The following is a 20,306-nucleotide window of genomic DNA, read 5'->3' as shown; positions in this document are numbered from 1 at the left end:
CGCCGCGCACGCCCCACTGAGCCCCCGGAGAGACCCATGACCCCGCACGCCGACCCCGCCGCGACCGTCGTCGCCCTCGAGGGCATCACCAAGCACTTCGGCTCCACCGTCGCGCTCGACGACGCGTCGCTCACCGTCGCCCGCGGCGAGGTCGTCGTGCTGCTCGGGCTCTCGGGCTCGGGCAAGTCGACGCTGCTGCGCCACGTCGACGGGCTGGAGCGGCCCACGTCGGGCACCGTCCGCGTGCTGGGCCGGGAGGTCACGCGCCTCACCGGCCGGGCGCTCCGCGAGCTGCGCAGCGAGGTCGGGTTCATCTTCCAGCAGTTCGAGCTCGTGCCGTCGCTGACCGTGCTCGAGAACGTGCTGACCGGCTCGCTCGCTGCCGTGCGCGGCCCCCGCCTCGGCCTCTGGTCGTACGGCCGCGCCGCGAAGGTCGAGGCGCTCGCCCGCCTCGAGCGCGTCGGCCTGCTCGACCGCGCCTACCAGCGCGCCGACACCCTCTCGGGCGGCCAGCAGCAGCGCGTCGCCATCGCCCGCGCCCTCATGCAGCGCCCCCAGGTGCTGCTCGCCGACGAGCCCGTCGCCTCGCTCGACCCGGAGTCGAGCGACCAGGTGATGGCGCTGATCCGCGAGATCGCCGCCGACGAGGGCCTGACCGTCATCTGCAGCCTGCACCAGGTCGACCTCGCCCTCTCGTGGGCCGACCGCATCGTCGGCCTGCGCCACGGCCAGGTCGTGCTCGACACCGCGACCGAGGGCCTCTCGAAGGCGCAGGTGATGGAGATCTACGGCCGCGTCGCCACGAGCACCGACCAGTTCGAGGCGATCGAGCTCGAGCTGAGCACGGTCGGCGGCGGGGCCGGCGGCGCGACCGGCAGCGCGACCGGCACCGCGCCCGGCACCGCGACCCTCCGCGGGGACGCCGTCCGATGAGCGCCGTCGTCGAGCGCCCTCGCACGACCGGGGCTCCGCTGGCTCCCGTCACCGCGCCTCCCCGGCGCCGCACCTCGCCCGAGCGCGTCGCCGCGGGCCTCACGCTCCTGGCCCTGCTCGTCGCGAGCGTGCTCGCGCTGCGCAGCGTCGACATCGACCCGGCCCGCATGGTGCAGAGCTGGTCGAACGCGCAGCGCTTCCTCGGCCGCGTCGGCGCGATCGAGTTCCCGCCCCTCGGCGAGCTGCTGCAGCTCACCGCCCTCACCCTCGGCCTCGTGATCTGCGGCACGCTGCTCGCCGCGGTGCTCTCGGTGCCGGTCGCCGTGCTCGCCGCCTCGAACACGACGCCCGGGCCGGTCTGGCGTGCGGCGGCCCGGTTCGTCACGGTGCTCGCCCGCGCGGTGCCCGACGTGGTGCTCGCCATGGTCTTCGTGCTGCTCTTCACGCTCGGCACGCTGCCGGGCATCCTGGCCATCGGGCTGCACTCGGTCGGCATGATCTCGAAGCTCTTCGCCGACGCGATCGAGCAGATCGACGAGGGCCCGCGCACCGCCGTCCGCGCCGCCGGCGGCACCCGCCTGCAGCAGTTCACCGCGGGCGTGCTGCCCCAGGTGCTGCCGTCGTGGGTGGCGACCGTGCTGCACCGCAACGACATCAACCTGCGCGGCAGCGTGATCCTCGGCTACGTCGGCGTGGTCGGCCTCGGCATGCAGATGTCGTTCGCGTTCAAGTCGCTGCAGTACGGGCTCGGCCTCGGCTACGCCCTCGTCATCTTCGTGCTCTGCGTCGTCATGGAGGTCGTCTCGAGCTCGGTGCGCGCCGCCATGCTCGGCGTCGCACCGACCGGGCGGGGCCTCGGCGACCGCGTGGTGCGCGGGGTCACGAGGAGGCGCGGGGCCGGCCGGCAGGAGGCCGCCGCCCCCGAGACTGCGGGCTCCGCTGCCGGCTCGACCCGCGCCTCCGGTGCTGGCCCGGTCTCCGCCCCCGCGGCGGCCGCTGTCTCGACCGACCTGACCCGCGCCTCCGGCACGACCTCCGCCGCCGTCGAGGCCGCGCTGCGCCGCCCGTGGGACAGGGCCCGCGTGCGGGGCGTCTCGTGGGGCTGGGCCGCCGTCGCGGTCGTCGTCGCCAGCGTGCTCGTCTGCGACATCGCCTGGTCGGACCTGCTCACCGTGTGGAGCGGCGTGCCCGCCGTCGCCGTGCAGTTCTGGCCGCCGTCGTTCGGCAGCTACGAGGCGTCGACGATGCTCGCCGCGATGGGCGAGACGATCTCGATCGCGCTCGCCGCGACCCTGCTCACCGTCGGCGGCTCGCTGCTGATCGGCTCGCTCGCCGCCCGCAACGTCGCGCCGAGCCCCGGCCTGCGGGGCGGGATGCGCCTGCTGCTCGTCGGCATCCGCGGAGTGCCCGAGGTGATCCTCGCCATCGTGCTGATCGTCGTCACCGGCCTCGGCACCCAGGCCGGCACGCTCGCGCTCGCCCTCGGCGGCGTCGGGCTGCTCGGCAAGCTGATCGCCGACTCGTTCGAGGAGGTCGACCCGGGCCCCGAGCGCGCGCTCACCGCGACCGGCGCCTCGCGCGGCCAGGTGTACGCCTCGGCGACGCTGCCGCAGGGCACCCGCGCGCTGATCGGCCACACCTTCTACATGCTCGACACGAACCTGCGCGCCGCGACGCTGCTCGGCATCGTCGGGGCGGGAGGCGTCGGCTACTACCTGCTGAACGCCAGCCAGGGCTCGAACTACGCGACGGTGACGGCGATCGTGCTGATGATCCTCGTCACGGTGCTCGCCGTCGAGGGGCTCGCGATCTGGATGCGGCGGGTCTTCCGATGAGCGGGGTCACGCCCACGAGCGAGCCGTCCCGCTGGCCCGTCGCCGGCACGGTCGGGCCGGTCAGCGCCTCCGGCGCAGCGACCACCGCGACCGCACCCGCCCTCGCCCCCGCACCCGACTCCGCCCCCGCCCGCCGCCCCGCCGCCGACCGGCACGACGTGGTCGTCGTCGGCTCCGGCATCGTCGGCCTCGGGGCGGCGCTCGCCGCCGTCGACCGCGGACTCTCGGTGCTCGTCGTCGACCGCTCGGCCGCGATCGGCGGCTCGACGGTGCGCAACTTCGGCCACCTCTGCCTCACCCCGCAGAGCGGCGAGGCCCGTCGGCACGCGGTCACCGCCCGCGAGCTCTGGCTGCGGCTCGCCCGAGACGCTGGCTTCTGGGTCTCGCAGCGCGGCACCCTGGTCGCCGCCCGGCACGCCGACGAGCTCGCCCTGCTCGACGAGCTGGCCGCCGCCCGCACCGCGCGGGTGCTCGGCGACCGGCCCGAGATCGAGCCCCTCGACGAGGCCGCGCTCGCGGCGCTCGCCCCGGTCGCTCCCGGCACGACGCTCGGCGGTGCCCTCCTGCCGTACGACCTCCAGGTCGACCCGCGGGAGGCGGCGGACGCGATCCGCAGGCACCTCGAGTCGCGAGGCGTGCGCTTCCTGACCCGCACCTCCGTCGGCTCGGTCGCCTCGGGGCGCGTCGAGACGAGCCGCGGCCCGATCGAGGCGGGCACGGTGGTCGTCGCGACCAACCACGACCTCGACCAGCTGCTGCCGGACCTCGCCGAGCGCTCGGCGCTGGAGCGCTGCGGGCTCGACATGCTGCGCGTGCGGGCCGACCTCGCGCGGCCGCTCGTGGCGCCGCTGCTGACGGGGTGGTCGCTGATCCGCTACAGCGCGTTCGCGGGCACGACCGCCGCCGACGCCGTGCGGGCCCGGCTGCACGCCGAGCGCCCCGACCTCGCCGCGCTCGACCTCAACCAGATGTACACCCAGCTGCCCGACGGCACGGTCATCGTCGGCGACAGCCACCAGAAGGGGGCGGCGATCGCGCCGTTCCAGAGCGAGCGGGCCGCGACGGCCTTCCTCGACGAGTTCCGAGTGCTGTTCGGCGCGGAGCCGGTCGTCACCGAGCGGTGGCAGGGCGTCTACGCCTCGGGCCGCGACGAGTTCGTCGTCGACGAGGTCGAGCCGGGCGTGCTCGTCACGGTCGTCGCGACCGGCATCGGCATGACCACCGGGCCCGGGCTCGCCGAGCACGTCGTCGGGGCGCACCTCGACGGCGGGCGCGATGCGGCGCTGGGCGGGTCGTCGGCCGGTGCCTCCTCTTCTTCTTCTCCCACCGCCACCACGTCGCGGGCCGCGGCTCCCTCCGGCCGCGACCTCCCCCTCCTCACAGGAAGCACCGCCTCATGAGCACCCTCCCCGCCCCCTCCACCGCTGCCCCCGCTGCCGCCGCGGCTCCCGCCGCCCCCGCCATCGAGCTCGTCGTGCTCGACATGGCCGGCACGACCGTCGTCGACGACGGCGTCGTCGAGCAGGCCTTCGCGCGGGTCGCCGACCGGGTCGACCTGGGCCCGACGCTGACGCGCGACGAGGCGCTGCAGCACGTGCGCGACACGATGGGGCAGTCGAAGATCGAGGTGTTCCGGCACCTGACGGGCGGCGACGAGCCGCTCGCGCAGCGGGCGAACGAGCAGTTCGAGGTGGCCTACGGCGAGCTGGTCGACGAGCTCGGGGTCGAGCCGATCGCGGGCGCGGGCGACCTCGTCGACGCGCTCCGCGCCTCCGGCCGGTCGGTCGTGCTGACGACCGGGTTCTCGCCCGCGACGCGCGACCGCCTGCTCGACGCGCTCGGCTGGACGGTCGACGCGGCCCTCTCACCGGTCGACGCCGGTCGCGGCCGCCCCGCGCCCGACCTCGTGCTCACGGCGCTGCTGCGCACGGGAGCCTCGTCGGTGGCGGCCGTCGCGGTCGTCGGAGACACGACGAGCGACGTGCTCTCGGGCCGGGCCGCCGGGGCCGGCCTCGTCGTCGGCGTGACGACCGGGGCGCACACCCGTGAGCAGCTGTTCGCGTCTGGCGCCGACGTGGTGCTCGACTCGGTGCGCGAGCTGGCGTGGCTGCCGCAGTTCGCCGGAGTCGCGGTGCCGGCGGCTGCGCCGGTCGCCGCGCCCGCCGCGGTCGCCGTGCCGGTCGCGTGACGACTGTCGACGCCCCGCTGGTCGTCGGTGCCGCCGCCGGCACCGTGTCGGTGGGGGACCTCGTCGAGCTGCGCCTCGACCCCGCGCCCACCGCGATGGTCTGGACGGAGCCCGGCCGCCCGCACGACGCCGTCGCCGTGCCGAGCGTGCGGCTCGCGCCCGGCGACCTGCTGGTCGAGGTCGAGCTGGCGACGATCTGCGGCTCCGACGTGCACACCACGCGCGGTGACCGCGGGGCGCCGACGCCGCTCGTGCTCGGCCACGAGCAGGTCGGCCGCGTGGTCGCGGTCGGCGAGGGGGCCGTCGCGGTCGACGGCACGTCGGTCGTCGTCGGCCAGCGGGTCGTCTGGTCGCTGACGGTGAGCTGCGGCGTGTGCGCGACCTGCGGGCGGGGCCTGCCGCAGAAGTGCGAGCGGGTGCGCAAGTACGGGCACGAGCGGCTCGAGACCGGGTGGGAGCTCAGCGGCGGCTTCGCGACCCACGTGCACGTGCGGGCCGGCACGGCGGTCGTGCCGGTCGCCGACGACCTCGACGCGGCGCTGCTCGCGCCGGTCTCGTGCGGCACGGCGACCGCGGTGGCGGCGCTCGACGCGGCGTCGGCGATCGTGCCGCTGGGCGGCGGTGTCGACGCCGGTGCCGGTGCAGGTGCAGGTGCAGGTGCCGGTGCGGGTGCCCCCGTGGTGGTGCTCGTGCTCGGCGCCGGCCTGATCGGGCTGACCGTCGCGGCGCTGGCGACCGACGCCGGAGCCCGCGTCGTCGTGGTCGACCCCGACCCCGCTCGCCGTGCCCTCGCCGCCCGCTTCGGAGCCGTCGCCACGGCCGACCCCGTGGCCGCGCCCGGTGCGGCGGAGAGCGTCGACCGTGCCCTCGAGGTCGCCGGAGGCGCCCCCCTCGTGGCCGTGGAGGCCTCCGGTGCCCCCTCGGCCGTCGCCTCGGCGCTGACGAGGCTCGGCGTGGGAGGCGTGGCCGTCCTCGTCGGCAGCGTCTTCCCGGCTCCGGCCGTCGCGCTCGACGCCGAGAGCGCCGTCCGTCGGCTGGTCACCGTCCGGGGCGTGCACAACTACGCGCCGCGGCACCTCGTCGAGGCGGCCCGCTTCGTGGAGCGGCGGCACGGCGCCTGGCCGCTCGCCGAGCTCGTGGGCGACGAGGTCGCGCTCGCGGACCTCGACGCCGGGATCGACCGGGCGGCGTCGGCGGGTGCGGTGCGCGTGGGGGTGCGGCCGGCGCTGTCTGTGCGGTGACTCGCCTTTTCGAGGTGGTGTCCGAACTACCGGGACACTCCGTGCCGCCCGAACGAAGACTCAATGTTGGGTCGTCATCGCCATGGCTGCCCGACGGGCGGTCGTTCATCGGGGCACCTGCTCGGGCTCCTCTGGCTCGCTTAAGGCCAAGTGGCGTCTGGCCTGCCGATTCGCGTATGCCTGTCCCTTAAAAAAGCCCGGTGAGGGGGCTTAAACGCTACAGTCGTCGGATGCTCATCGGATACGCCCGCGTCTCGACATCCGGACAGGATCTCGCAGCACTACGTGACGGTCTTGCGACACTTGGCATTGACCATCAACACGTACATGTTGAGCGAGGCTTGTCGGGTACGACCCGAGCATGGCCCGGCCTCCGAGAAGCGCTCACTGCGTGCCGTCCCGGCGACGTCTTAGTCGTCACGAAGCTCGACCGCATCGCCCGTTCACTTCGTGAGGCGATCGACATCGCCGGTGAGCTCACGAAGAAGGGCGTGGAGTTGGGCCTTGGGGGAGCGGTCTACGACCCGACCGATCCCGCGGGCCGGTTGTTCTTCAACGTCCTCGGGATGGTTGATGAGTTTGAGGACCTGATCCGTGCACGCCCCGTGAAGTTATGGCGATCGCGAAGGCCGCTGGCTAGATCCGTGGCCCTAAGACCAAGCGCGCTTCCTGGCAAGAGAAGCACTCGGTGCAGCTGCACCGTCGCGGGGAGCACACGGCCGGCTAGATCGCGGGGCTGTTTGGCTTCGCCCACGCGACTGTGTACCGGGCCATCCAGCGAGGCGGGCAACCTAGAGGAGGGCGGAACTCAGAGGTACAGCTTGGCTAGCTAGCCCAACGCAGCCGAAGAGCACGAGGTAAGCAACGAAGAGGTGCAAGGCGTGGCGGAAACGGCTGTACTTGGCGCTAGCGATTGTCGCCAGGGTGTGCGCCTGTTCCCAGGCCTCGTTGAGAGCTCCAACTTGAGTCGGTCTCGGAGCCGTGATTTCGGCGGCCATACTTGGCCACGAAAAACGATTGAGGCTGATCGCGGTTCCTGCTCGAGGCTTTGAGTTTGGCGATAGCGCTCGATACAGGTTGTACCCGCTAAGGGCCGCGCAAAAGCACCCAGCGATGCCCAGGGCAAGAAAGAGAAGGAAGGCGCAGCCACAGGCGCTTGTGGCCGCGTTCCCAACGGCTACGACTACGCGGGGTAACGTAAAAGTCAGGCTTACTCCCAGCGCGCCAGCCAAAATTGTGATTTTCGCGTCGGCATTTCGAATCCAGCCCCCGAATTCTTGGATGGCGAGTTTTGCGTGTTCCCACTCGGCACCGTCATCTGAGGTCTTCCGATCACGCGGCAAGGCTTGCGTACCCCTCGGTCGGCCACTTACGAGTGAACGTCCACTCCATGTAGTTAGCGAGCCAGTGCGCCGCCCAAGCAACGACGGTGGCCATGGTGTCAGTCTCGGGGTCCCAATCCTCCTGTGCGGCTACGCACAGGTTTCCACTCGTGTAAAGGTGTGGGGGATCTTTCCGGTCTCGATAGCCGAAGTTGCGGCTCAGGGATTCCGGGGTAATGGGAATGACTAGGGGCAGACCGCGATCCCAGCGATGCATGAACAGGACGCTGAACTTCCGCTTGCCGGTGTCGATGACTCCTCCCCATGCAGGTGGCGAGTCATGATCCCCTGCCGCTTCAATAAACGTGGGGAACCACATCGCCATGGTTTCACGTTCCCGATCCAGGGCTCCTTCGGTTTCCCACCAGCGCGCTTCGTCTACTTCGCCGTCTATCGCATCGTCCCCACCGTGAAAAGTGTGCGACTTGAGAGGCATTCCCGGGGCTTGAGTGGAGTCGGTCTCGAACTGCACGAGTCCTTTTGGTGAGACGGTCCTTGGAACGTTAGTTCCGTTTGCTCGGAGTACATCCGCAATGGTCATGAGGTCTTCCTTCTATTTAAGGGTTCCAAGGGGGCGGCCATCGATCTCGTCAATGGTTGAATCGATGAAGGGGACGAGACCGGCCCAGTGGACGTCAAAATATCTATAGGTTCGACGTTCTCCATCTCTCTGGTAAGTCTTGGGAGACTTGGGGTGCTCGGAAAAGAGATCTCCTCCAGTCATCAATTCCTGAAGCCCTTCGCCCGCGACCACTTCCCACGAAAGCGCTCGCTTTTCACACTTCGCGGCGAAGTTGGGGGCGAACCCGATCACGTTCACTTCGCTGCCAGAAGCGGTACCTGACCTAACAAAGGTGGTTCTGCCGTAGTCCAAACCCGCGCGGGCTTGCAGCGGAGCCACGCTTCGGGCGCGGAGGCGTGGATTCAAGGAGTTTCTGATGGCATCCAGGGAAGCCGCACATGCTGTCAGTGCCGCGGCTGCCGCGATGACGTCACGGCCATTTCCTGTCGGTCCAAATCCTGCATAAAGGCCGTCGCCTCGTAGGCCAAGAACGTGTCCGCCTAGCTTTTGCACTACGTCGGAAAAGGCGGTTAGGACCGAATGCGCGAGCGAAGCGGCATCGTCCGCGTCATCCCAGAAGGTTCGACCAGTGAAGTCAGTCAAATCCAAGAAGACAGAGACCATGTTGCATGAGGCTCGCTGGCCTACCGCGAGATGCATGAACTGCGGATGCCCGGACTCGCCAAACGATTCCTCGAGAGCCTTTGATAGCTGGACTGACCCCGTGAAGCCGCGCGTGAGGACTGACTCGCTGAATTGTTCTGCGGTTCGCGACGCCATGAGTCCCCCTCATCGTTTGCGTCAAATGTATGGCAAGCCACCGACACCGGGGTGTTGCCGGGTGGTGCTCTACTTTTTCTTGCCGAGCTGCGGCGTCACTCAGTTTGACCGCCAGCGTCACGACAAGCAGATGCCCGATAGCCGATCAGCTATCGAGACGCTTGACCGGGTCAGGCTGTCGGTCCTGGTCGCTTAGTCTCGGTGACCAGTGATCTGCTGCGATGGGCCACTAACCTCGGTCCATGCCGTCACCGTCGCCCCGCGCCACGATCATCGACGTGGCTGAGCTCGCGAAGGTGTCGCGGCAGACAGTGACCCGGGCGTTGAACGACTTGGCGGACATCAGCCCGGCGACGAAGCAGCGCGTGCTCGATGCCGCCCGCACCCTCAACTACCGCCCGAACCGTGCCGCCCAGAGCCTCGTGCAGGGGCGACGGACGACCGTCGGTCTCATCCTCGACGACCTCGGCAACCCGTATTTCGCCGAATTGGCCTCAGCGTTGTCCCGGGAGGCTGCTGAACGGGGGTGGAGTCTGCTGCTCTGTGACGTCGGGTCTGACCCGGTTCGTGGGCGCGCGCAGGTCGCCTCCATGATCCAAGGCGTCGACGCGGTGTTCCTGACGGGTTGCCGCAGCGACACGATGTCACTCCTGCCCAGCGAGGTCCTCGAGGGCACCGGAGTCCGCATGCCCGTCATCATGCTCGACGGGCCATCTCATCCGCGTCTCGACGCCCGGGTGGTCCTCGACATCGCACCCGCCATCACGACAGCTCTCCACCACCTCGAGGGACTCGGGCGCGCGAGCATCGCGTTCATCGGCTCGACGGAGGGGCCCGGTGACCGACGAGACCTCTTCCGTTCTCATTTCGCCGGCACAGGCACGGCGGGACCCGAGATCGAGGACATCGCTGACGAGGAGTCCATCGACGGAGGAACACGTGCAGCGCGACGTCTGCTGCAGGAACGGCCTGAGACCGACGCCGTCCTCGTCTACAACGACATCATGGCCATCGGTGTGTTGAAGGCCTTGGCCGGAGCCGGGAAGGCCGTTCCCGACGACATCGCCGTGATGGGGATCGACGGCCTCACGATGGGGAGAGCGGTGACGCCGGAGCTGAGCACGCTGAGCATCGACAAGGCCGAGATCGCACGAGCGGCCGTCGAGCTCCTCGACCGAGCTCTCGGTGCCGGCGGTGGAGGAGATGCTCCCGAGGTCGCCCGGGTGCCGCTGACGCTCACCCTCCGTCGGTCGGCGTAGCGACCTCAGTCGCGCCGTCGGCGCACTCGGTCGGTGCTCTCGATCGGCGACTGGACGCCGTCGACACGATGCTGTTACGGTTCTGCCGTGAACGTTCACGGTCAGACGACAACCAAGCTCACTTCCCATCCTGCAGGGGTCTCCTCGTGGCGCAATGCCGTCATGGTGCTCTTCGCCCTCGGGGGCATCGCGCTGTCCACCTGGGGGCCGCGACTGCTCAGCATCCGCGACGCCTTGGGCATCGGCGACGGCATCGTCGGCCTCGCCCTGGCTGGCGTCACGATCGGATCGATCACCGGCGTCGCACTGGCCTCGTACTCGCTGGCGCGATTCGGGCATCGCGGGGCGATCGGGGGTGCCGTCGTCCTGATCGCCGTCGGCATCACGATCCTCGGAGCAGGAGCCGGGCTCGCCAGCTCCGTCCCGGCCACGGTCGTCGCCTTCCTCGTCATCGGACTCGGCGTGGGCAGCTTCGACGTGATGATCAACGTCCAAGGGGCCGCGGTGGAGAAGGCCGCCGGCAAGACGTTGATGCCTCTCCTCCACGCGGCGTGGTCAGCCGGTGCCGTGGTCGGATCCGGGATCGGTGCCGGCGCGGCGGCCTTGGGGGTCGACTTCGTCTGGCAGTTCATCGGGGAGGCTGCCCTGATCGCCCTCGTGGGGCTCGGAGCCCTCCGATGGCTGCAGCTCCCGGCCCCGGAGGAGGCTGCGGCGTCTACGTCCGGCGAAGTCACACCATGGTGGGAGCGTCTGAGGCTCTCGGTCCGGCGCCTCCTCGACCCGCGCCTCCTGCTGATCGGCATCGTCATGCTCGGTGCGGAGCTCGGCGAAGGGACAGCGAACAGCTGGTTGTCGCTGTCGGCCAGCGACGGTCACGGACAGACCGAGACGGTCGCCGCGCTGTTCTTCACCGTCTTCGCCATCTCCGAGACATTGGCGCGGATCGCTGGTGGGCCTGTCGTCGACCGGATCGGCCGTGTCGCGACCATCCGTCTGACCACGGGCATCGGCGTCGTGGGCGTCGTCGTCTTCGTCCTCGGTGGGCCGCTGTGGCTGGTGTTGCTCGGAGTGGTCCTCTGGGCTGTGGGCGTCTCGATGGGGTTCCCCCTGGGCATGTCCGCGGCGGCAGACAGTGGTCCGAACGCCGCGGCGAGAGTCAGTGCCGTGGCCTCGATCGGTTACCTCGCCAACCTGGCCGGGCCGCCCGTCATCGGTGGCCTCTCGGAGGCCGTCGGCCTGCTGAGCTCGTTCTGGCTGGTTGCGGCGCTCCTCGCCGTGGCGTTCCTCGCCGCGGGCTCGTTCGCCACCCGGAGCAAGCCCCAGCCGGTGACCACTGTCCCTGCCTCGCGCAGGCCTGACCGGGAGTGACCCGTGCCGAGCGCACTGTTCACCGACCCACGTCCTGCGGCGCGTCTGGGGAACCTGATCCGAACAGCTCGAGTCGACAGGGGCATGCGTCAGGAAGACCTCGCCCGGCGGAGTGAGATCGCGACAGCTACCCTTCGGCGCATCGAGAGAGGCGAGGGCACCGGGCCGAGCGTCTTCGTCGTGATCAGGCTCCTGGAAGAACTCGATCTCGGTGTCGAGCACCTGAATGCGGTGACATAGGGCAGGGGGAGCCTTTGTCCTGTTGCCCTGATGACGTAACGGCGACGGAATGAGGGACAGCCAAGCGGGGCCGTCAAAAGCAATTGTTCTCAACTGCCCGGTAGACGAAAGTTCATCGAGATCAGTTTCGGACTGACCTATCGAGACGGCCAACGCCCTATAACTGCGGGGGAGTGGCTAGCCTTGGCCGTTGGTCGGTGACCGATCGTCTATCGGACAGCGCGCATCACCTTTCAGCCTCTACGGCGGACGCCACCGCGGCGCGCAACTCGTCCGGGGTCGACAGCTCGATCGGCTCGTCACCGAGGAAGATTGTCGGCGTCGCCTCCACCCCAAGTGCCATGCCGGCGTCGAAGTCCTGCTGCACCCGCGCCTCCGTCGACGGGTCACCAACGGCGTGGTCGTACTGGTCCATGTCGAGGCCCAGGTCCTCGGCGTAGCCGCGGAAAACGCCTGCCTTCGACTCCTGCTGCTCGCCCCACTCGGCCTGGGTCTCGAACATGCGCTGGTACATCGCCTCGAACTGCCCCTGCTCGGCCGCAGCCTCGACGGCGATCGCGGCGTTCATCGAGTTCTTGTGCCCCGGCAGCGGGAAGTACCGCGTGACGAAAGTGACCTCTCCCGCGTGGATGTCGCGCAGCTCCTCGACGACCGGGTGGACCGCAGCGCAGACCTCGCACTCGAAGTCGAGGAATTCGGTGAACACCACCGACCCGTCCGGGGCGGTGTCGAGACGGTGGCTGTTCTCCGCGACGACGGTCACCTCAGCCGGCTCCGCTTGTGGGGCTGCCGGTCTGACCAGGACGACGGCCGCGACCGTCGCTGCGACCACGAGGCCGCCGATCAGGGCGAGGTTGATCTTGGTGGTGCGCTTCATGGTTCTCCTGGCGGTCGCGGCACGCTTGTCGTGCCGTCAGGGGTGGTTAGAGCAGGTCAGCAGCAGTCGCAGGCCTCGACCTGGCGCTCGCCCGTCAGGGCCGATACGGGCGTCTTGCACACGTCGCCGCGCCACGCCTCGAGTCCTTCCCGGACTGCGAACACGACGATCACGAGGCCCGCCACAGGGTCGGCCCACGTCCACCCAAAGGCGAGATTGAGGACCAGGCCGATGAGGACGGCCGCGGACAGGTACGAGCAGATCAGCGTCTGCTTGGAGTCGGCCACGGCTGACGCGGAGCCCAGCTCGGTGCCGGTGCGACGCTCGGCCAGACTGAGGAACGGCATGATCGCGAGGCTCACTGCGGCGAGAACGATGCCCACGGGGGAGTGGTCGGGCTCGCGGATGCCAGTGAGGGCGAGCACCGCGTCGACGGACACGTAGGCGGCCAGGCCGAAGAACGACACGGCGATGACGCGCAGCGCCACCCGTTCCCGCTTCTCCGGGTCGGGGGCGGCGAACTGCCATGCGATCGCGGCTGCCGACAGGACCTCCACGATCGAGTCGAGGCCGAACCCGATCAGGGCGGTCGAGGACGCGACGGTGCCGGCGGCGATCGCGACGATCGCCTCGATCACGTTGTAGGTGATCGTGACGGCGACGATGATCCGGATGCGACGTTGCAGGAGCACCCGGCGGGCCGGCGCGAGTAGGGCGGGGAGCGTGGTCGTGGTCATGCGCCGGTTCCGCAGCAGAAGGGGACGTCGCAGCTGTCGTCGGTGCAGGGCTCTCCGTCGTCGACTGCGAGCACGACGTCGACGAGAGCGGTGAGCGCCTTAGTCAGGTGGGCGTCAGCAATCTCGTAGCGGGTCGACCGGCCCTCGGGGACTGCGACGACGATGCCGCAACCGCGGAGGCACGAGAGGTGGTTCGACACGTTGGACCGCGTGAGTTCGAGCTGCTCAGCCAGGGTTCCGGGGTAGTCGGGCTGGTCGAGAAGGTGGAGCAGGATGCGCGATCGGGTGGGATCGGCCATGGCGCGCCCGAGGCGGTTCATGACGTCGACGCGCGACGAAAGAGTCAGCATGCGCTGACTATACAGTCGTCGCTGACGCGACGCGACTGGCTAATGAGACGCTGGCCTCGCTGTCGCCGCTTCGATTCGCCCATTTGGGCTCGGGGCAAAACGAGGAATGAGACGGACGAAGATCACCATGCCGATGAGCTCGACGAGGGTCTGGGTGACGACGACGACCGGAGCGAGAGACAGCGACGCCGGCAGGGCCAGCGCGAGCGGCAAGACCACGAGCGAATTCCTGGTCGCACCGCTGAACACCAGGGCACGGGTTGCGGGCACGTCGAGTCGGAAGATGCGGCCGGCGCCGATGCCGAGCGCTGCCATGGCGACGAGGAACGCGGCATAGATCGGCACCAGCACGAGCAGCTGCCCCAGGGAGTCTCCGACAGCTCCGGCTTGTGAGGCTACGACGGTGAACAGGGTCGCCATCATCAGCGGCACCATCAGGCCCAGCATCGTCCGCTCGATGACGACACCGGTTCGCTGTCGCCGGGCGAGTGCCTGCACGAGCGCGGCCGCGGTGAGCGGGACGACGATCAGGAGCAGGAACGCCCGGGCGCCGACCTCGACCACGGCGACGCCCTCGGGGCCGATGAACAGCAGCAGGTACAGCGGCAGGAGAAGGATCTGCGCCAGCATCAGCAGCGGTGCCGCAGCGAGGAGCCGTTCTGACGCGCCGCCGGCAAGGCCGGCGAACACGATGACGTAGTCGATGCACGGGGTCAACAGCACCAGCAGCACCCCGAACAGCAGTGCCGGCTCGTCCGCGACGAACCGGGACAGCCCGTACGCGACGAGGGGGACGACGATGAAGTTCAGCACCCCGACCGCGGCGAGGAACCGCCCGTCTCGGAGGGACCTCCCGATCGCCGCGAACGGCACCCCGAGGAACGTCGCGAACAGCAGCAGCGCGAGCACAGGCTCGATCGCTCCCTCTAGGTGATGTGCCCCTGGCACGGTGAGGCCGACCAGGCCGGCAGCCAGGATAGCGACCAGGTAGAGGCCGATCTGCCGGTGTTCGAGCCAGGAGACGACCGCGTTCACGGCTGGACCGGTGTGGAGGAGAAGGGCACGTCAGCGACCGTAGAGGTTCAAGCCGCTTGAAGGTCAAGCGGCAGCGGCGGCTCTAGGGTCGCGGTGTGCGAATCTCCGAGGTCAGTAAACGCAGCGGCGTCTCCGCCACGGCGCTCCGGTACTACGAGTCCATCGGGCTCCTGACCCCTGCCAGGACCTCGAACGGGTACCGGGACTACACCCCGGACGTTCTCAGCCGGCTCGACCTGATTGAAGCCAGCAAGGAACTCGGGTTACCTCTTGATCAGGTCGGCGCGCACCTCAGCGCCATGGAGTCGACGTCCTGCACCGATGTCCGGGAGGCCTTGCGGCCGCTCTTGGCAGAGCAGGTGCGTCAGATCGAGGAGAAGCAGGCCCGGCTCGACCGGCTCCGGTCGCGCCTTGGTCGTGCCGAGCACGATCTGGCCGAGTGTCCTGACGGGTCTGAGCGGTGTTCGACCGAGTGCGTCTTCCGTCGCAGCGCCTAGGTGGCTGCCTGCGCCCGGAGAAGGATCGTTTACTGGCCACCTCAGGCCTTGGGTCGAATTCGTCTGCTCACACGCGCGAGCATGTTCGTCAGCTACGCAGGGGGAAGTAGCTAGCGCAACGCGCCCGGCAGCATCCCTCGACCAGTTCAGGCCGTTGCTGTCTCGATAGCCCATCGGCCTCCGGAACGGTACGGACCACTCAGGACCACGGAGCAGGCGGGCCGTCATCAATTCCGAGCTGGATTGCTACGTCGTTGTGCATGGCGAGTAACTCCGCCATGGGCACGGCCCGCTTGCTGGCGCTGCCGACGTCCTTGCCCTCTGCCGTGAACGGATAGGGGTAGAGCGACAAACCCTGCCTCGGCTGCAGAGTGGCGATGTCGTCCTGCCACCCCGGCCACCGGAGGGATTCGTAGAAGCTCGCGGTCGCACCAGCGAGCATCCTGGTCACGAAGGCGGCGTGGCCCAGCTCGAGGTCCTCCCAACACAGGGAGTCGACCGAGAAATGGTGGACGGAGCCGTCGCCTGTGCCGAGGGCACCCCCGTCCAGGGCGAAGACGCCGCCCAGTACGTCGTACGCGATGACGAGCAACCCGGTGGTGCCAGAACTGGCCTGGTCGAGACCAGGCAGGCCTTCGGGGGTGGAGCTACCACCGAGGAGGCGCAGCCACCCGTCGTCCATGATGACGCCGGAGGTGTTGCGCGCGACCGCGCCGAGGTACGAACCCGTGCCGAGTCCCAGCGTCGCCGCGGTGGATGAGTCTTCGTGTGGTGGGCACACCACGACATTCAGAGACGAGACTGCGATGAGTTCCGTCAACTCTGACCATGCGTCACGTTGAGCGTCGACCATGCGTTGATTCTGGCCCACAGTCGTGTCTAGCTGCGAACGAAGAGCAAGCGCCTGTCCGATGGGGGCTCGGCTAGCGGCTCCGGGGCTGCCTGGCTAGGAAGTAGCGAGGTCGAGGCGCCGGCCCTCGCCCATGTCGCCGTCAGGTGTGTTCAGCGTGACGTAGACCCCCGAAGGGACCCCGGGAAGGTGCGAGACATCACGCGCCACTGAGATCAGGTCCTGCTCCGACGCATTGCTGAGGAAGAAGAGGTACTCGGGCTGGCCTTCTTCTGTGTGCCATTCCTCGCTGTCGTCGAGTGCTTCGGCGGGGCCGGCCAGGCTCGCGAGATGATCGTCCACGGTGTCGATCCACGACAGGTCCTCCTGATCGTCCTGCGGTGACGCCGAGAGGGGAACATGGATCTCCAAGATGATGTCGCTCACGACGGCAACTCTGTCGTGCGCGCTGTCCTTGAGCAAGCCTCCCGCTCGAAAGCCCGTTCATGCCCGACAGGGGAGCTTGACACGGGTTTTCGCTAGTCAGCCGCCTTCGTGCGGTACGGCTCGTACTGCGTCGTGCGTCCCCACGTCGTCCAGCCGGGAAGCGGGATGAGGATAGTCAGGCAGCCGTCGTACCCGGTCTCGGTGACGAGAGTCCCGTCCGTCAACGTCACGTCGACCTTGGACCTCCCCAGAGCCGTGGTCTCGGTGACGCGGCCGGCGACAGCAGCACCGAGGAGTGCCTTGGCGCGGCCCAGGTCGCCGCTGTCGTAGCCCAGTTCCCATCGACCGCCGATCCGGCCCAGCTCGATGACGATCCATTGTTCGCACGTGACGTCCATGGGCAGGGCTGCTGCGTTGTGGGGCCTGATGTAGGCGGAGCGGATGGACGGCGGCTCGTCGTAGTCCACGCTGCCGTCGCGCTCGGATGACCAGTAGTCCTCGGTCGTGATCTCTGCGGTACCGCCGACGAGGTCGTGCAGGTACGGCAGGAGTTCCTGCATGGCTCGTGTCTGTTCCGAGGGGTCCGGGGCGAAGGCCTCTTCCTCAGAGCTCATGCATCACCTTCTCACTGCTGCGTGCGGGGTTGTGGCGCGCCCGACGGCACCTCGGTGCAGAAGGCTGTGATCAGTAGTCTCAGTAGGAGATCGACTACTGGCCCCTGCCTCACGGTGCACTAGGGGCGGGCCGCTCCTCGCGGAACTCCGTGATCTCGCCGCTGGCGTCGTCGCGACGGAACGTGCTGACGAGCGTGATGGGCCCCACGAGATTGGCGTTGAGTTCGTCGAGGCGTTCCGCTGGGATCCAGTACTCCAGGATGCTCCGACCACCCACCTGTTGGACATCGAAGCGCTCGAGGAAGCTCAGCCGCACCGAGAACCGGGTGACATGGCCAACGCCCGACGCCTTCACGTTCCAGTCGCGGGCGATGCGCACGGCGTAGTCCTCGTTGAGCACCGGGTAGAAGATCGGCTGGTCTGGCAGTCTCGGCGGCCACGCTGACCAGCCACTCGCCTCTACGAGCTCGAGCTCCTCCGGGCCGGTGGGCCGCCAGAGCGCGACGCTGCTGTCAGCGTCCGGTGTTGTGGTCATGGGACCAGGATGCTGGGTGGACCGCTCATTTCCTATCTTTCCCATCCGTCGACGTGGGCGAGTGTCGACCAGGTCCCTCCGCGGCGTCCGGTAGCCGCTCGACCAGCGGGCACCGGTCATTCTTCCCCGAGGTCTGAGACGCTGGCGGCATGACTGACGATGGCGCCGGGAACAGGCGAGTCCCGAAGCGATTCCAGAAGCTGAAGTTCAACCCGCTGCGAGACGTCCTGCCCATCGTCGCTGTCATCGTCGGGGTGTTCCTGGCCGTACGTGCCGTCGCGGGGCTCGCGGGTGGTGGCGATCCCCTGCTCATCTACGTTGGTTCGGGTCTTGCTGTCCTCGGGGTGGCCGTGTTCTTCATCAATCGCTGGCAGCGCAGACGCGGTCTCTAGGTCTCGACGAGCAACGCCCCGGGGGGTGATCGCTTCCCGACCGAGGAGGCACCGCGCGACGACAGGCGCTACTGGATGTCCATGCAAGACGGGCAATGCACATCTGCGCGCCGCTACCGCATTGCATCGGCGACACTAACGCCTAGCTCTGCACATGTGTGCATGCGTGCATTGACTGCAGTTCGGCGCTATCGGTGTGTTTACGCTCTTAGATCGACCGCAGTAACTGGGCTTGCGTTCTCACGAAGGAGTGAAGATGAAACCGACACTGATCAGGCGCAATGGCTTCTGGCTCGCCTTATCGCTCGTATTGATGGCGATGTCGTCGATCGTGTCGTCTGCGGTGCAGACGTCCGGCTACGCCGTGTCCGTCAAGGACATGAACTGGGAGACCGCGTCAGGCCAGTCGATGAGCGCCCTGCTGTACAAGCCGAACGGGGTCTCCGCCGACGACCAGGCGCCGGCCATCGTCGTATCCCACGGCTGGTGGAACAACAAGGAGATGCAGGACGCCAACTACGTCGAGCTCGCCCGTCGCGGCTACGTCGTGGTGTCGATCGACATGTACGGTCACGGCGACTCCGACTACCTGCCCGCAACGAACCTCGAGCTCGGCGGCACCGGCATGTACGACGCCGTGAAGCTCGTCGCCGACCTGCCCTACGTCGACCCCGACAAGATCGGCGTCTCGGGCCACTCCAACGGTGCACGCGCGGCCAACTTCTCGGTCGCCCTCGACAACGAGGCCGACGAGCAGCTGATCGACGCCGTCTTCCTCGTCGACAACGACCCCGTCTACGTCGACGCGGACGGCGCGTACACGAACATCTACGGCGACCGCGACACCGGCCTCGTCGCCGACCAGTACGACGAGTTCTTCTTCCGCAGCTACGACGCGGACGGTGTCGCCCTGACGGCGCCTCGCGACTACATCGGCACGCCCAACGCTCAGTCGTTCCTCAACCACGGGGTCGACCCCGCCGAGGACGGCGACGTGCGTGAGGCGAACACCCTCTACGACGACGACTCCCTCCGCGTGGTCTACACCCCCGCGCAGACCCACCCGTGGGGCACGATCTCGAAGCAGACGGTGTCTGACCAGCTCGAGTTCTGGGAGGCGTCGTTCGGCGCTCCCGAGCCCATCGACTCCGGCTCGCAGATCTGGCAGGTCAAGGAGGCCTTCACGGCTCTCGGCCTGATCGGGTTCATGATCTTCCTGCTCGCGTTCGCGCGCGCACTGCTCACCACGCGGGCGTTCGCGGAGCTGCGCACCGACGCCGTGCCGGTCGCCGCGAACACCCGCAGGGGCCTCGGATGGTTCTGGGGCGGCATGATCGTCTCCGCCGTCGTCTCGGGCGTCAGCTACGTCGCCCTCAGCCAGGCCCCGTGGATCAACAGCATCGCGTTCAACGCCGCACCCACCCCGTTCACGCAGGGCGCCACGTTCTTCATCGCCTTCTGGGCGGCCGTCAACGGTGTCGCGGCGATCGCGATCATGGTGATCTCGTACCTGCTCTTCGGCCGGAAGAACGGGGTGAAGGTGCGCGACCTCGGACTGCTCCCCGGCGGGAGGAAACTCCTGAAGAGCGTCGGCCTCGCCGCGGTCACCGTCGCTGCGGCGTTCGGGCTGGTCTTCCTGTCCGACTGGCTGCTGCACACCGACTACCGGTTCTGGGTGGTCGCGGTGAAGGACTTCGAGCCCGACAAGCTGTGGGTGGCTCTGCTCTACCTGCCCTTCTTCCTGGTGTACTTCGTCGCGAACTCGGTGGCGATCAACGTCTTCAACCGGTTCACGTTCCGGGGTCGGGAATGGGTCAACACGGCGGTGCTGGCACTCGTGAACGCGTCGGCACCGATCGTGCTGGTCGTTGCTCAGTACACGACGTTCTTCATCACGGGCGAGACGATCCCCGGTTTCGGCGGCATCTTCAGCATCTGGCTGTTCCCGGTCATCGTCATCCTCGCGGCCACGGCCGTCCTGTCGCGCAAGCTCTACCGCGTGACGGGGAACCCGTACGTCGGCGGCTTCATCAGCGCCGCGGTGGTGACGCTCGTGTCGGTGACCAACACCCTCACCGTCACCTACTGACGCGGACGCCGTCGTCACAGCCGGAGCCCCGGGCCGATCGGTCCGGGGCTCCGGCCGTCTCCGCGCTGACGGCGAACTGCGTCCGCGGACGACGGTGAGCGCACCTCTGCCTATCC

22 protein-coding genes are annotated in these 20,306 nt (G+C 68.7%); 12 read left to right on the top strand and 10 right to left on the bottom strand.

Annotated elements, in window-relative coordinates:
- Positions 1 to 36: 36 nt before the first annotated feature.
- The 6 genes from phnC (at position 37) to F1C15_RS08485 (ending at position 7,030) form a co-directional block, all read left to right on the top strand.
- Positions 37 to 933 carry a phosphonate ABC transporter ATP-binding protein gene (gene phnC / locus F1C15_RS08510; RefSeq protein ID WP_185230620.1) on the top strand — a complete coding sequence of 299 codons (897 nt, stop codon included), beginning with the start codon at positions 37 to 39 and terminating at the stop codon, positions 931 to 933.
- A complete protein-coding gene (gene phnE / locus F1C15_RS08505) occupies positions 930 to 2,768 on the top strand; it encodes a phosphonate ABC transporter, permease protein PhnE (protein WP_185230619.1) in 1,839 nt (612 codons plus the stop codon). The genes phnC and phnE overlap by 4 nt, the downstream gene beginning before the upstream one ends.
- Complete coding sequence (locus F1C15_RS08500; protein WP_185230617.1) at positions 2,765 to 4,168, top strand: TIGR03364 family FAD-dependent oxidoreductase; 1,404 nt, start codon at positions 2,765 to 2,767, stop codon at positions 4,166 to 4,168. Before phnE ends, F1C15_RS08500 begins: the two co-directional genes overlap by 4 nt.
- On the top strand, positions 4,165 to 4,956 hold the full coding sequence (locus F1C15_RS08495) for an HAD family hydrolase (RefSeq protein ID WP_185230615.1): 792 nt from the start codon (positions 4,165 to 4,167) through the stop codon (positions 4,954 to 4,956). Before F1C15_RS08500 ends, F1C15_RS08495 begins: the two co-directional genes overlap by 4 nt.
- Positions 4,953 to 6,197, top strand: coding sequence for an alcohol dehydrogenase catalytic domain-containing protein (locus tag F1C15_RS08490; protein WP_255465101.1), 1,245 nt, complete (start codon positions 4,953 to 4,955; stop codon positions 6,195 to 6,197). Before F1C15_RS08495 ends, F1C15_RS08490 begins: the two co-directional genes overlap by 4 nt.
- A 230-nt stretch (positions 6,198 to 6,427) precedes the next feature.
- Positions 6,428 to 7,030, top strand: coding sequence for a recombinase family protein (locus tag F1C15_RS08485; protein ID WP_370543584.1), 603 nt, complete (start codon positions 6,428 to 6,430; stop codon positions 7,028 to 7,030).
- Positions 7,031 to 7,529: 499 nt separating this feature from the next.
- On the opposite strand, the gene F1C15_RS08480 is transcribed toward F1C15_RS08485, so the two are convergent.
- Both F1C15_RS08480 and F1C15_RS08475 read right to left on the bottom strand, forming a co-directional pair.
- Positions 7,530 to 8,051, bottom strand: coding sequence for a hypothetical protein (locus F1C15_RS08480; protein ID WP_185230613.1), 522 nt, complete (start codon positions 8,049 to 8,051; stop codon positions 7,530 to 7,532).
- Positions 8,052 to 8,132: 81 nt separating this feature from the next.
- On the bottom strand, positions 8,133 to 8,765 hold the full coding sequence (locus F1C15_RS08475; RefSeq protein WP_185230611.1) for an adenylate/guanylate cyclase domain-containing protein: 633 nt from the start codon (positions 8,763 to 8,765) through the stop codon (positions 8,133 to 8,135).
- 398 nt (positions 8,766 to 9,163) lie between these two features.
- Between F1C15_RS08475 and F1C15_RS08470 the strand changes: the two genes are divergently transcribed.
- The 3 genes from F1C15_RS08470 to F1C15_RS16340 all read left to right on the top strand — a co-directional run bounded on the left by F1C15_RS08470 (position 9,164) and on the right by F1C15_RS16340 (position 11,788).
- Positions 9,164 to 10,180: a LacI family DNA-binding transcriptional regulator gene (locus F1C15_RS08470; RefSeq protein ID WP_185230609.1), complete on the top strand. Its 1,017-nt coding sequence runs from the start codon at positions 9,164 to 9,166 to the stop codon at positions 10,178 to 10,180.
- Between the two features lie 87 nt (positions 10,181 to 10,267).
- Positions 10,268 to 11,548, top strand: a complete 1,281-nt coding sequence (locus tag F1C15_RS08465) for an MFS transporter (RefSeq protein WP_185230607.1) — start codon at positions 10,268 to 10,270, stop codon at positions 11,546 to 11,548.
- Positions 11,549 to 11,632: 84 nt separating this feature from the next.
- On the top strand, positions 11,633 to 11,788 hold the full coding sequence (locus tag F1C15_RS16340; protein WP_370543629.1) for a helix-turn-helix domain-containing protein: 156 nt from the start codon (positions 11,633 to 11,635) through the stop codon (positions 11,786 to 11,788).
- 226 nt (positions 11,789 to 12,014) lie between these two features.
- Here F1C15_RS16340 and F1C15_RS08455 read toward each other — a convergent pair whose 3' ends face one another.
- The 4 genes from F1C15_RS08455 to F1C15_RS08440 are packed head-to-tail and all read right to left on the bottom strand — an operon-like array spanning position 12,015 to position 14,787.
- Positions 12,015 to 12,665: a thioredoxin domain-containing protein gene (locus F1C15_RS08455; RefSeq protein WP_185230604.1), complete on the bottom strand. Its 651-nt coding sequence runs from the start codon at positions 12,663 to 12,665 to the stop codon at positions 12,015 to 12,017.
- A 56-nt stretch (positions 12,666 to 12,721) separates the two neighbouring features.
- Positions 12,722 to 13,402, bottom strand: coding sequence for a cation transporter (locus tag F1C15_RS08450; RefSeq protein WP_185230603.1), 681 nt, complete (start codon positions 13,400 to 13,402; stop codon positions 12,722 to 12,724).
- The gene (locus F1C15_RS08445) at positions 13,399 to 13,752 is read right to left on the bottom strand and encodes a helix-turn-helix transcriptional regulator (RefSeq protein WP_185230602.1); all 354 of its coding nucleotides are present in this window, start codon (positions 13,750 to 13,752) and stop codon (positions 13,399 to 13,401) included. The genes F1C15_RS08450 and F1C15_RS08445 overlap by 4 nt, the downstream gene beginning before the upstream one ends.
- A 39-nt stretch (positions 13,753 to 13,791) precedes the next feature.
- Positions 13,792 to 14,787, bottom strand: a complete 996-nt coding sequence (locus tag F1C15_RS08440; protein WP_185230601.1) for an arsenic resistance protein — start codon at positions 14,785 to 14,787, stop codon at positions 13,792 to 13,794.
- Between the two features lie 95 nt (positions 14,788 to 14,882).
- On the opposite strand from F1C15_RS08440, the gene F1C15_RS08435 reads away from it, so the two are divergent.
- Positions 14,883 to 15,284 (top strand): MerR family transcriptional regulator, encoded by a 402-nt coding sequence (locus tag F1C15_RS08435; protein WP_185230600.1) that lies wholly within the window; start codon positions 14,883 to 14,885, stop codon positions 15,282 to 15,284.
- Positions 15,285 to 15,483: 199 nt separating this feature from the next.
- Here the strand turns inward: F1C15_RS08435 and F1C15_RS08430 are convergent, their stop codons facing one another.
- From F1C15_RS08430 to F1C15_RS08415, 4 genes are all read right to left on the bottom strand, one after another.
- A complete protein-coding gene (locus F1C15_RS08430) occupies positions 15,484 to 16,137 on the bottom strand; it encodes a DUF2625 family protein (RefSeq protein WP_185230599.1) in 654 nt (217 codons plus the stop codon).
- 93 nt (positions 16,138 to 16,230) lie between these two features.
- Positions 16,231 to 16,560 (bottom strand): hypothetical protein, encoded by a 330-nt coding sequence (locus tag F1C15_RS08425; RefSeq protein WP_185230598.1) that lies wholly within the window; start codon positions 16,558 to 16,560, stop codon positions 16,231 to 16,233.
- Between the two features lie 92 nt (positions 16,561 to 16,652).
- Positions 16,653 to 17,174 (bottom strand): hypothetical protein, encoded by a 522-nt coding sequence (locus F1C15_RS08420; RefSeq protein ID WP_185230597.1) that lies wholly within the window; start codon positions 17,172 to 17,174, stop codon positions 16,653 to 16,655.
- Between the two features lie 109 nt (positions 17,175 to 17,283).
- On the bottom strand, positions 17,284 to 17,709 hold the full coding sequence (locus F1C15_RS08415) for an ADP-ribosylation/crystallin J1 (RefSeq protein ID WP_255465098.1): 426 nt from the start codon (positions 17,707 to 17,709) through the stop codon (positions 17,284 to 17,286).
- A 149-nt stretch (positions 17,710 to 17,858) separates the two neighbouring features.
- On the opposite strand from F1C15_RS08415, the gene F1C15_RS08410 reads away from it, so the two are divergent.
- Positions 17,859 to 18,101 (top strand): hypothetical protein, encoded by a 243-nt coding sequence (locus F1C15_RS08410; protein ID WP_185230595.1) that lies wholly within the window; start codon positions 17,859 to 17,861, stop codon positions 18,099 to 18,101.
- A 256-nt stretch (positions 18,102 to 18,357) separates the two neighbouring features.
- Positions 18,358 to 20,190, top strand: a complete 1,833-nt coding sequence (locus tag F1C15_RS08405) for a S9 family peptidase (RefSeq protein WP_185230593.1) — start codon at positions 18,358 to 18,360, stop codon at positions 20,188 to 20,190.
- Positions 20,191 to 20,306: the final 116 nt, after the last annotated feature.

It is taken from the genome of Frigoribacterium sp. NBH87 (assembly GCF_014217665.1).
GTDB lineage: Bacteria > Actinomycetota > Actinomycetes > Actinomycetales > Microbacteriaceae > Frigoribacterium > Frigoribacterium endophyticum.
This window is presented reverse-complemented; position numbering and strand designations above follow the sequence as displayed.

What these genes read in the sequence shown, in the direction of transcription:
- phnC (WP_185230620.1), top strand. Translation starts at nt 37, where the DNA reads ATGACCCCGCACGCCGACCCCGCCGCGACCGTCGTCGCCCTCGAGGGC.
- phnE (WP_185230619.1), top strand. Translation starts at nt 930, where the DNA reads ATGAGCGCCGTCGTCGAGCGCCCTCGCACGACCGGGGCTCCGCTGGCT.
- F1C15_RS08500 (WP_185230617.1), top strand. Translation starts at nt 2,765, where the DNA reads ATGAGCGGGGTCACGCCCACGAGCGAGCCGTCCCGCTGGCCCGTCGCC.
- F1C15_RS08495 (WP_185230615.1), top strand. Translation starts at nt 4,165, where the DNA reads ATGAGCACCCTCCCCGCCCCCTCCACCGCTGCCCCCGCTGCCGCCGCG.
- F1C15_RS08485 (WP_370543584.1), top strand. Translation starts at nt 6,428, where the DNA reads ATGCTCATCGGATACGCCCGCGTCTCGACATCCGGACAGGATCTCGCA.
- F1C15_RS08475 (WP_185230611.1), bottom strand. Translation starts at nt 8,765, where the DNA reads ATGGTCTCTGTCTTCTTGGATTTGACTGACTTCACTGGTCGAACCTTC.
- F1C15_RS08470 (WP_185230609.1), top strand. Translation starts at nt 9,164, where the DNA reads ATGCCGTCACCGTCGCCCCGCGCCACGATCATCGACGTGGCTGAGCTC.
- F1C15_RS16340 (WP_370543629.1), top strand. Translation starts at nt 11,633, where the DNA reads ATGCGTCAGGAAGACCTCGCCCGGCGGAGTGAGATCGCGACAGCTACC.
- F1C15_RS08455 (WP_185230604.1), bottom strand. Translation starts at nt 12,665, where the DNA reads ATGAAGCGCACCACCAAGATCAACCTCGCCCTGATCGGCGGCCTCGTG.
- F1C15_RS08450 (WP_185230603.1), bottom strand. Translation starts at nt 13,402, where the DNA reads ATGACCACGACCACGCTCCCCGCCCTACTCGCGCCGGCCCGCCGGGTG.
- F1C15_RS08445 (WP_185230602.1), bottom strand. Translation starts at nt 13,752, where the DNA reads ATGCTGACTCTTTCGTCGCGCGTCGACGTCATGAACCGCCTCGGGCGC.
- F1C15_RS08430 (WP_185230599.1), bottom strand. Translation starts at nt 16,137, where the DNA reads ATGGTCGACGCTCAACGTGACGCATGGTCAGAGTTGACGGAACTCATC.
- F1C15_RS08420 (WP_185230597.1), bottom strand. Translation starts at nt 17,174, where the DNA reads ATGAGCTCTGAGGAAGAGGCCTTCGCCCCGGACCCCTCGGAACAGACA.
- F1C15_RS08415 (WP_255465098.1), bottom strand. Translation starts at nt 17,709, where the DNA reads ATGACCACAACACCGGACGCTGACAGCAGCGTCGCGCTCTGGCGGCCC.
- F1C15_RS08410 (WP_185230595.1), top strand. Translation starts at nt 17,859, where the DNA reads ATGACTGACGATGGCGCCGGGAACAGGCGAGTCCCGAAGCGATTCCAG.
- F1C15_RS08405 (WP_185230593.1), top strand. Translation starts at nt 18,358, where the DNA reads ATGAAACCGACACTGATCAGGCGCAATGGCTTCTGGCTCGCCTTATCG.